This is a genomic window from Marisediminitalea oceani, assembly GCF_003731635.1.
GTDB lineage: Bacteria > Pseudomonadota > Gammaproteobacteria > Enterobacterales > Alteromonadaceae > Alteromonas > Alteromonas oceani.
In genome coordinates, this window is the sequence record NZ_RCUA01000037.1 from 59,614 (window position 1) to 69,619 (window position 10,006).

6 protein-coding genes are annotated in these 10,006 nt (G+C 49.1%); 5 read left to right on the forward strand and 1 reads right to left on the reverse strand.

What is annotated here, in order from left to right; genetic code table 11:
- Positions 1-83: 83 nt before the first annotated feature.
- The 4 genes from D9T21_RS12300 to D9T21_RS12315 all read left to right on the forward strand — a co-directional run bounded on the left by D9T21_RS12300 (position 84) and on the right by D9T21_RS12315 (position 6,898).
- A complete protein-coding gene (locus D9T21_RS12300) occupies positions 84-1,559 on the forward strand; it encodes an adenosine deaminase (RefSeq protein WP_241155704.1) in 1,476 nt (491 codons plus the stop codon).
- A 3-nt stretch (positions 1,560-1,562) separates the two neighbouring features.
- The gene (locus D9T21_RS12305; protein ID WP_123325269.1) at positions 1,563-2,954 is read left to right on the forward strand and encodes a uracil-xanthine permease family protein; all 1,392 of its coding nucleotides are present in this window, start codon (positions 1,563-1,565) and stop codon (positions 2,952-2,954) included.
- 282 nt (positions 2,955-3,236) lie between these two features.
- Positions 3,237-5,714: a TonB-dependent siderophore receptor gene (locus D9T21_RS12310; protein ID WP_123325271.1), complete on the forward strand. Its 2,478-nt coding sequence runs from the start codon at positions 3,237-3,239 to the stop codon at positions 5,712-5,714.
- A 65-nt stretch (positions 5,715-5,779) separates the two neighbouring features.
- The gene (locus D9T21_RS12315) at positions 5,780-6,898 is read left to right on the forward strand and encodes a purine nucleoside permease (protein WP_123325272.1); all 1,119 of its coding nucleotides are present in this window, start codon (positions 5,780-5,782) and stop codon (positions 6,896-6,898) included.
- Between the two features lie 70 nt (positions 6,899-6,968).
- On the opposite strand, the gene D9T21_RS12320 is transcribed toward D9T21_RS12315, so the two are convergent.
- Positions 6,969-7,982, reverse strand: a complete 1,014-nt coding sequence (locus tag D9T21_RS12320; RefSeq protein ID WP_123325274.1) for an adenosine deaminase — start codon at positions 7,980-7,982, stop codon at positions 6,969-6,971.
- Positions 7,983-8,232: 250 nt separating this feature from the next.
- Between D9T21_RS12320 and D9T21_RS12325 the strand changes: the two genes are divergently transcribed.
- Positions 8,233-9,561, forward strand: a complete 1,329-nt coding sequence (locus tag D9T21_RS12325) for an NCS2 family permease (RefSeq protein WP_123325276.1) — start codon at positions 8,233-8,235, stop codon at positions 9,559-9,561.
- Positions 9,562-10,006: the final 445 nt, after the last annotated feature.

The window sequence follows — 10,006 nt, forward strand, 5'->3', positions numbered from 1 at the left end:
TAAATGTTGCCCCGCCATTCGGACCAAATGGTCAGATTATTGCTTCACCCGTAACGTCTTTTTTTATGTCTACAGTGAGCAATATGTGCAGTATGTTTTACCGGTGCAATAGCCGCCGTTCAGCCTCCCCTTTGTTTCGTATCCTGTTTGCCGCCGCCCTGACGCTGACTTCACTGTCGGTATTCAGTGCCGACATGAACACCTGGTTCCGGGAATTCAAGCAGAGTGCCAGTGACCAGACCCTTTATAAATTGCTGTGGTCACTGCCAAAAGGCGGCGATTTGCACCATCACTTAAGTGGTGCCGGCTTTAGCGAATGGTGGTACGACATTGCCACCCGCCCGGAACAAAATGGTGGTTACCGTTACTACACTAAAACCCGTTTACTGCAATGCCGCGGCTACGGTACCAATGAGTATGGTCCCAATCCACAGAACCTGCTATTCAGAACCATTCAGGCCTCCACCTATGCCGCCCTCAGCGACTGTGAAAAAAAGGAATATGAACGACTCAGTGAGCTCGACGAAAATACCAGACTCGCCTGGCTCAACAGTATTCGCCTGGACAAAGCCCATGAAGGGCGCAATGAGTTTTTCGAGCGCCATTGGCAACGACTTAACGAACTGACTAATAATCCGCATATTGGCGCCCACATCCTGCTGAAAAATATGCAGGCATTCGCGGCAGAGGGGTTGCAGTACCTTGAGACTCAGGTGAATGTGGATCGCAGTATTACTCCTGAGGGCGAGTTAATGTCGCCGGCAGCGTCGCTGAAGGTCTATACCGATATGCTGGCCTCAAAAGCCGCCAGACAAACCGGCGTTACGGTGCGTTTTCAATACGCTCTGCTGCGCTTTTTACCCCATGCAGAAAAGCATTTGCGCTGGATGTATGACTTTGTCGATCAGCATCGCGACCTCTATGTGGGCATAAACATGGTGGGCCGCGAGGATAACGACAAAGGTTATCCTCTGCGTTTCCTGCCGGTGTTACGGGAATTACGCCGCCAGTATCCGGCGATTAATCTGGCTATTCACGCCGGTGAAGTTGATGAACCTAACCAGCATGTAAAAGACACCCTGCTGCTTGGTGCCCAGCGCATCGGCCACGGCCTGAACACCATTACCGATCCGGACACCTTGCTGCTGATGCGCCATGGCCCGTACCTGATTGAAATTAACCTGATCAGTAACCGCCTGCTCGACTATACTGAGAATTATGCCAGCCATCCATTTCCGGAGTATTTGCGCACCAATATTCCGGTGGCACTGACTACTGACGACCGCGGCATGTGGGACAGCACCCTTACCGATGAATACTACGTAGCTGTTAAAGAATTTAATTTATCCTGGCAGGAACTCACCAGTCTTGCCCGCCAGTCTCTTCAGCATAGCTTTTTAGCCGAAGATGATAAACAAACCGCGCTAAACGCTTATGAACAGCGTTTGCGCCAGTTTGCAGAAGCTCTTGCCGGAGACGGCGTTTCGCCATTACCGCAAGCCGCCCCTAAACGGCGTTTTATCTGCGACTATCAACCCACTTTGTGTCATCAAGGATAGCGAATGTCACAGCATCACATACTTTACGCACTGGAAGATAAACCTAGCTTTATGGTTAGCCTGACGGCGGCGGTGCAACACGTTCTGGCCAGCTTTATTGGCGTGGTAACCCCTACCCTGATCATCGCATCGGCGCTGGGTTTACAGGCTGAGGTGCCCTACCTGATCAGTATGGCACTGCTGGTTACCGGTATCGGCACCTTTATCCAGACCCGGGGATTTGGCCCGGTAGGCAGTGGTCTGGTGGCGATTCAGGGCACCAGCTTTGCCTTTATCAGCGCTCTGTTGATGGTCGGAACGACAATTAAGGCCCGGGGAGGAACCAACGACGATATTCTCGCCATGATGTTTGGCGTCTGTTTCTGGGGCGCCTTCGTTGAAATTATTCTGAGCCAGTTTATTACTCAGTTGAAACGCGTGATAACCCCTATTACCACCGGTGTTGTGATTATTGCCATTGGTATTTCGCTGATAAAGGTCGGCATGACAGATCTGGCGGGCGGTTTTAACAGCGATGATTTTGGCAGTGTGGATAATTTAAACCTGGGACTAACTGTACTACTGGTGATTATTTTCTTTAATGCCCATCGTAACCGCTGGTTAAGATTATCCGCCATTTTTATCGGTATGAGCCTGGGTACACTTATCGCTTTTTTTGCTGGCATGACCGATTTCACGGCGCTGACATCGCTACCGGTTTTCAGCTTTCCGCAACCCTTTAAATACGGCTTCAACTTTGACTGGTCGCTGTTTTTACCTATTGCGTTAATTTACTTTTTTACGGCTATTGAAACGGCCGGCGATCTCACCGCCAACAGTTTATTTTGTCAGTTACCGATCCGCGGTGAAAAATACCTCAAACGGATCCGGGCCGGCATTCTGGGTGATGGTTTTAACTCATTGATGGCGGCCATCTTTTGTACCTTTCCCAACACCACCTTCGGGCAAAATAACGGCGTAATACAGATGACAGGCATAGCCAGTCGTAAAGTGGGCTACTTTGTGGCGGCAGTATTTGTAGTTCTTGGCGTATTTCCCTTTATCGGTGCAGTCCTTCAGGCAATTCCAAAACCTGTGCTGGGCGGCGCCACACTGGTGATGTTTGCTATGGTCGCAGTGGGCGGTGTTAAGATCCTGACCAGCGAACCATTGACTCAGCGCAACAGCCTGATTACCGCGTGTTCGCTTGGCATGGGGCTGGGCGTAATGATGGTCGGAGACGTGCTTGCTCAGTTGCCACCGTGGCTGGCCAACATATTTGTATCTCCGGTTACCACCGCAGGGTTAACCGCAATTGTTCTTACCGTAGTGTTGCCAGGCAGTAAAGTAGCCGACACCAGTACCGATAGTTTGCAATCTGACGTGACAAAGCAACAGCCATGTACAGAGAAGTAAACAGTTGGCCCGGTTCTGATCGGGCTTCAGGTTTACATGGTGCAGTGTTCAGAGAATACTCCCTGAAATGGTGCATCGCACTGAACAAACATTCGTCGTTAACAATTAAGTAACGAAAAGACATTGTCGGGCCATAAGTTTTATCTTTAAATATCAATCAATTAAAAATAAAACCAACCCTGACCACATGGACAGGATTTTGGCACTAAACCTGCAGTGTGCAAGTCTGCATAGATAAATCTCACTTAAATTTACAAAAAATCCGAGAACATGAGGAACACCATGAAAACGACCAAATTTAGTGTGGCGCCGATTGCGCTGGCCGTCACCAGCAGTCTGATGCTATCAACTGCTGCCTTTGCGCAGGAAGAGCCATCTGATGCTGAAATCGAAAAAATTGAAGTAAAAGGCTCTCTGGGCAGCTTACCTGGCCAGGACGTCGAAGCTGTTTTCGGTTTTGGTAAGTCAATTCTGGAAACGCCTCGTTCTGCATCAACCATCTCTGATGAGCAAATGGAACGTTTTAACGTATCCGACATTGACGAACTGGTCGCTTTCGCTCCAGGTACCTTTACCCAGTCATTTTTTGGTGTAGCCGGTTCCCTGGATATTCGTGGTAACCCTGGTGAAGCTTATTTCCGTGGCATGAAGCGTCTGGACAACCCGGGTAACTACCCTACGCCAATTGGTGCATCAAGCCGGGTTGATATTGTTCGTGGTCCGGCCTCGCCAATTTATGGTCCGGCTAAAATTGGCGGTTATCTGAACTTTAATCCAAAATCAGCTGCAGTGGGACGTGGTAAGTACATTGATGAGCCTACTGGCGCAATGTCTTACACCATGGGCACCTGGGATAAAAGCGTTCTGACCGCTGAAGTGGGTGGTCCGGCGACCATCGCTGGTAAAGATATGGGTTTCTACGTGTACGGTGAGCTTGAGAATTCTGGCAGTTATTATGACAACACCCAGACCGACCAAACTATCATTCAGGCAGCTTTTGACGTTGATGTGAGTGATAACGTTAACATTCAGTTTGGTGGTATGTACCACGATTACGCGGGTAATCAGGTTGCCGGTTGGAACCGATTAACACAGGACCTGATTGATAACGGTACTTACATTACAGGTACCGCCAAGCCATTGGATACTGATGGCGATGGCTCGATTTCGCATCAGGAATACGATGCCGTCGAAAATCTTATCAACCCCTTCATTTATACTCCAACGCCAGCTGGCTGGACGGATGATGATTTTGACGATTTGATGCAACTGGATAATCCGGGTACCGCTAAACTTAAAGGTAATCAGGTACTGGTTGCCGCTGATGACCGTTTGGAAAATGATGTAACAACGTTGTACTTTGACGTTATTTACTATTCGGACTCTAACTGGGAAATCAAAAACCAGTTGTTTTACGAAGCCTACGAAAATATCAACGAAAATGCTTATGGTTTCTCGCAGTTCCACGACAGCTGGGTTGTTGAGGACAAAGTGGTATTCAGCGCCGACTATGAGTTTGATTCGCTTTACGCCAAGGTTCAGGTGTCACCCTCTCTGCGTTATACCGACTTTGAGCACGGCGATGATTTTCACCACGAGTTCTTTGACCGTCGCGACCTGACTATGCCATCAACGGCGCTGGACAGACGCTTATTGTCTACTCGCTATGACAACGACTACACTGATTATTACATCGGTAATTACCTGGATCTGGGTTTCGCGGTAATGACCGATCTGACCTGGGATTGGGGTCTTAATGTTGTTCTCGGCGCACGCTACGACAGCGTCGATCTGGAAAGCCGTATACCGGTTGATAAACTGCTGTTCGGCAATGGTTCCAATTCATTTATCAGCCTGTCTGAAGATGGCCAGTCCATTCTCGGCTTTGGTGGTGAAGGTGACGTAACCGCTCCGGTCAGTGCCTCAAACACACTCGACGGTACTTCATGGAATGCCAGTATTTCTTATAATACGCCGTTTGGCCTGATCCCTTATGTAACGGTTGCTGACCAGACTACTCTGGTAGCCGGTCAGGGTGCGGAAATCTGGACTGCCAATATCGAGTCTGGTGCCGCTATGGATACCTCAGAGCTGGTTGAATACGGTGTTAAAGGTTCGTTTCTGGAAGATACTTTGTACTTCGCCCTGTCAATCTATGAGCAAGAGCGTACTGACCTTAACTCGCAAATGGTTATCACCAACAACACCACTAAAACTGAAGGGACTGAGTTTGAACTGCGTTGGGTAGTTAACGAAAGTTTAGTAGTAACCGCCGGGTACTCTAATACTGAAGTGGTTAATATTACAGCCTTAGACAACGGCTTCCAGTTTGGATTCCTGGGTGCTGAAGACTTCCCTGATCTGGAAAATCCATCAGCTATCTACGGTGGTCTGCCAATCGGTAACTTTGCTGTTGGTGAAGGGTCGACTAACCCTGGCGCGATTAAAGCCGGTATTCCGGAAAACATTTACTCGTTAACGGCAACCTATGACTTCCAGAATGGCTATGCGACCAGCGTTAGCGTTATTGACGCTGATTCTACAAAGTCAGGCTTCTCTGGTGCGGTAACGCTTCCAGCCTATACCGTGGTTAACGCAGGTCTGTCTTATCAGGACGAAAACTTTGGCGTGAACCTGACAGTGAAAAACCTGACCGATGAGCGTTACTTCCGTGCTAACTTCCCGGACTTGTTCGGCGGACAAATAGTGTTACCGGAATTACCTCGCCATTTCAGTGCTAAGTTCTCTTATAAGTTCTAAGCTACATTTTGTACGATAATAACGGCATGCTTTGGCATGCAGTTTTTTTGTTTAACGGAGTTATTATGCGTATCGTTTTATTAAGTTTATTGAGCTGTCTGGCTTTGAGCGCCTGCCAGCCGGGCACGGATGCTCCTACACAAACCACTCCCGCAGAAGCGGTAAAAACACCGGCTGAAAGCGCCGAAAAACTGCAAGTAAAAGCCGTTGTTGTTGCCATGTTTGAAATTGGCGAAGACGAAGGTGATCGCCCCGGCGAATTTCAGTTCTGGAAAGAGCGTTACGGCCTGACTGAAAAGTATCCCTTCCCTCACGGCTTCCACGACCTTTATTACAACCCCGAGAAAGGCGTACTAGGCATGGTCACCGGTATGGGGATTGCCCGCGCTTCATCGGCGTTTACCGCGCTGGGACTGGACTCTCGCTTTGATTTAACCAAAGCCTACTGGCTGATTGCGGGTATTGCCGGTATCGACCCTCAGGATGGTTCTATTGGCTCTGCGGTATGGACGGATTACCTGGTTGACGGCGATCTGGCGCATCAGATTGATGCCCGGGAAATCCCGGAAGACTGGTCAACAGGTTACTTCCCTCTCTTTGCCAACGAACCTTATCCAGAGCAGGAAGGAGAGGTTGTTGCCCGTAACGGTGAAGTCTTTCAGTTGAATACCACGCTGGTAGACTGGGCATTCAACCTCACCAAGGATATCGAGTTAATGGATACCGATGCCATGCTGGCATTACGCAGCAAGTACACCGAAATGCCGGCAGCGCAATTGCCTCCTAAAGTTTTACGCGGCGACCACTTGTCCGCATCTACCTTCTGGCATGGCAAACTGTTTAACGACTGGGCAAACGACTGGACAGCTTTCTGGACCAACGGCAAAGGCAACTTTATGACTTCCGGCATGGAAGACACCGGCAGCTATCAGGCTCTGACCTACCTGGATAACGCCGGTCTGGCCGATAAAAAACGCGTGATGGTGTTACGTACTGCCAGTAACTTTACCATGCAGCCAACAGGCATGACCGCTGCCGAAAACCTCGCCTCGGAAAGCTCCGGCGCTGGCTATGCCGGCATGCTGCCATCACTGGAAGCCGCTTATACAGTCGGTAGTACCGTGATTGATGAAATTGTCCTTAACTGGGACAAGTATCAGGATACCCTGCCGGGTCAGCAGTAATTCTGCAGAACCTACTGCGTAAACAACAAAGGGGCCTTTTGGCCCCTTTGAGTTTTCTACATTTAATGACTTAAGCGGCTTTGGCCACCAGGTTATCAATACACCGTAGCCACTTATTCTTTTCCTCGGCCGGCAAAAAGGACCCAATAAAACTGTTTTTAACCAGTTGAACCAGCGCCGTTTCATTCATCGCCAGATGGGTCATTAACGCTTTGTAATTGTCGTTCAGATAGCCACCAAAATAGCTCGGATCGTCAGAGTTAACCGTTACACACAGCCCCTGCTCGAGCAGATCGAGAATATTGTGTTGCGCCATATTATCAAACACGCACAACTTAATATTACTTTGCGGACACACCGTTAGCGCCATGCCGCTGTCGCGTAAACGCTTGATTAGCTGTTCGTCTTCTTCGGCTCTGACACCATGATCGACGCGGTCTATTTTAAGCAGATCCAGTGCTTGCCAGATGTACTCCGGCGGCCCTTCTTCACCGGCGTGGGCCACACTTTTAAACCCCAACGCCCGGGCGGCAGTAAATACCTTCACAAACTTTTCCGGTGGGTTACCCTGCTCCGAACTATCCAGCCCCACTGCCTTAATAACCGGGTAATAGTCCCGAGCGTTATTAAGCGTTTCAATAGCCGATGCCTCAGAGAGATGGCGCAAAAACGACATTATCAGGTATACGCTAATACCCCATTGAGCTTTCGCTTCATCAATAGCGCGTAGGAAACCCGGCATAAACACATCAAATCCGACGCCCCTTTCGGTATGGGTTTGCGGATCAAACATGATCTCGGTATGCACGATGTTATCGGCATGACAATGCTGTAAATAACTGCGCATCAGCTGGTAGAAATCTTCTTCGTCGCGCAGCACATCTGCGCCCTGATAATACAGGTCCAGGAAACTCTGTAGATTATCAAACTGATAGGCTGCTTTAATGGCCTCTACGGAATCGTAAGGTAACGACACCCCGTGTTTCTCGGCCAGCGCCCACATAAGCTCTGGCTCGAGTGTACCTTCTATATGCAGGTGCAATTCGGTTTTTGGCAACTGCTCAATTAAATGTATAAGTCTCATCGCGTAACGGGCTCCCTCGCGCACTGTTGTCAGGCAAATTCACCATTTAGGTGCATCTTTGAATGGCTCCATGCCAAAATAGCCTGCATCAAACTGATTTATAGTAAGATTGGTCTGTTCGGTACCAACCGTTTATTGTGATATGTGAAAGTCTAGCAGATACCAGACCAACTCTTTGACTAAATGGTCAGTTTTTTGCTTGCACTAAGCCAACACACTCAACAATTACAAACCATAAAAGAGATTCACTATGTCATCATCGCTGATAGAGCGGCTTTTCAAACTTGAGGACCACGGCACCACCATTAAAACCGAGGTGATCGCCGGCCTGACTACGTTTGCAGCAATGTCTTATATTCTGGTGGTTAACCCGGGCATTCTGGGCTTAAGCGGCATGCCGGCTACCGGCTTAATTACGGTTACGGCGCTGGCCGCCTGTTTGGGCACCATGCTAATGGCGTTTATGACCAACTACCCGATTGCACTGGCACCGGGTATGGGCCTTAACGCCTTTTTTGCTTTTACCATTTGTATGACCCGGGAAATCCCCTGGGAAGCCGCCCTGGGCATCGTATTCTGGAACGGTGTGCTGTTCTTATTATTAACCCTTACAGGGGTGCGAACCTTAATTGCCGAAGCCATTCCACCGTCTCTGAAAATAGGCGTGCAATGCGGTATCGGCTTGTTTATCGCGTTTATCGGTCTCAAAAATGCCGGTTTGATCGTGTCTAACCAGGCAACCTTTGTAACCATTGGTGACTTATCCAACCCCGCGGTTATGCTTGCCCTCGCCGGGATTCTGCTGACTGTAATACTGGTGAAGAAAAACGTTACCGGCGGTATTCTTCTCTCTATTATTCTGCTTACTCTGATGGGATTTATTATTCCTACTGAAGACGGCATGCTAACGCCTACACCAGAGGCTATTGTCGGCATGCCTGAGCCTATCAGTGATACCTGGTTTGCCATGGACATTATGTATCCGCTGGAGCATTTCGCTGAAACCTGGGATCTGATATTTGCCCTGATGTTCGTCAACATGTTCGATACCATCGGTACCCTGATTGGTGTATCGCGCCGGGCAAACCTGCTCAATGAAGAAGACAAACTGCCTAAAATTGGCGCTGCGATGACCGCTGATGCGTCAGCCAGTGTGGTCGGCGCGGCTTTAGGTACCTCACCGGTAACCAGTTATGTAGAATCAGCAGCCGGCGCTTCAGCCGGTGGCCGCACCGGCCTTACCGCTATTGTAGTGGGTATCTGCTTTCTGCTGGCACTATTTTTAACGCCACTGATGAAAATCATTCCGCTGATGGCCACTACTCCTGCTTTGGTGATGGTAGGTATCTTAATGATGGAATCGATTCGTCATCTTGAGTTTGATGATCTTGGCGCTACCGCTACCGCCGTCGTTGCGCTTATGGCTATGCCACTCACCTTCAGTATCAGTGAAGGGATAGCGCTGGGTTTTATCACCTATGTGGGTGTAAAGCTGGGCACTGGTAAACACAAAGAAATCAGCGTTATTACTTACCTGCTGGCACTGGTATTTATTCTGCGTTACGCCTTCGGTCTTTAAAGTACAAGATACACCAGATAACAAAATAGACTCCTCCACACCCGTCATGCCGGAAGCGGCTTTAGCCGCTATCCGGTATCTCCAGAAAAGTTTTGCTCACTCAATAATACTGTTCGGATACGCAGCCTGTTTAGAAGATACCGGCTCGACGGCCGGTATGACGATGTTTTTTGAAGGCCAATACCCCACCCCGTCATGCCGGAAGCGGCTTTAGCCGCTATCCGGTATCTCCTGAAAAGTTTTGCTCACTCGATAATACTGTTTCGGATAGACAGCCCTTTTAGAAGATACCGGCTCAGCGGCCGATATGAAGGGATGTTCCAAGGCTGCAATGCGATGTTAAAACACCGGCTTTTAACCCGTTCGGTTATTGCGAACTATTGGCAGACAAAAAGTTTCAGGTAATCCGTAGGCTCGTCACGGACGACGAGCCAGGGCTGCGCGG

Excerpts from the sequence above, each read along its gene's own strand:
- D9T21_RS12300 (WP_241155704.1), top strand. The coding sequence starts at position 84 with ATGTGCAGTATGTTTTACCGGTGCAATAGCCGCCGTTCAGCCTCCCCT.
- D9T21_RS12305 (WP_123325269.1), top strand. The coding sequence starts at position 1,563 with ATGTCACAGCATCACATACTTTACGCACTGGAAGATAAACCTAGCTTT.
- D9T21_RS12310 (WP_123325271.1), top strand. The coding sequence starts at position 3,237 with ATGAAAACGACCAAATTTAGTGTGGCGCCGATTGCGCTGGCCGTCACC.
- D9T21_RS12315 (WP_123325272.1), top strand. The coding sequence starts at position 5,780 with ATGCGTATCGTTTTATTAAGTTTATTGAGCTGTCTGGCTTTGAGCGCC.
- D9T21_RS12320 (WP_123325274.1), bottom strand. The coding sequence starts at position 7,982 with ATGAGACTTATACATTTAATTGAGCAGTTGCCAAAAACCGAATTGCAC.
- D9T21_RS12325 (WP_123325276.1), top strand. The coding sequence starts at position 8,233 with ATGTCATCATCGCTGATAGAGCGGCTTTTCAAACTTGAGGACCACGGC.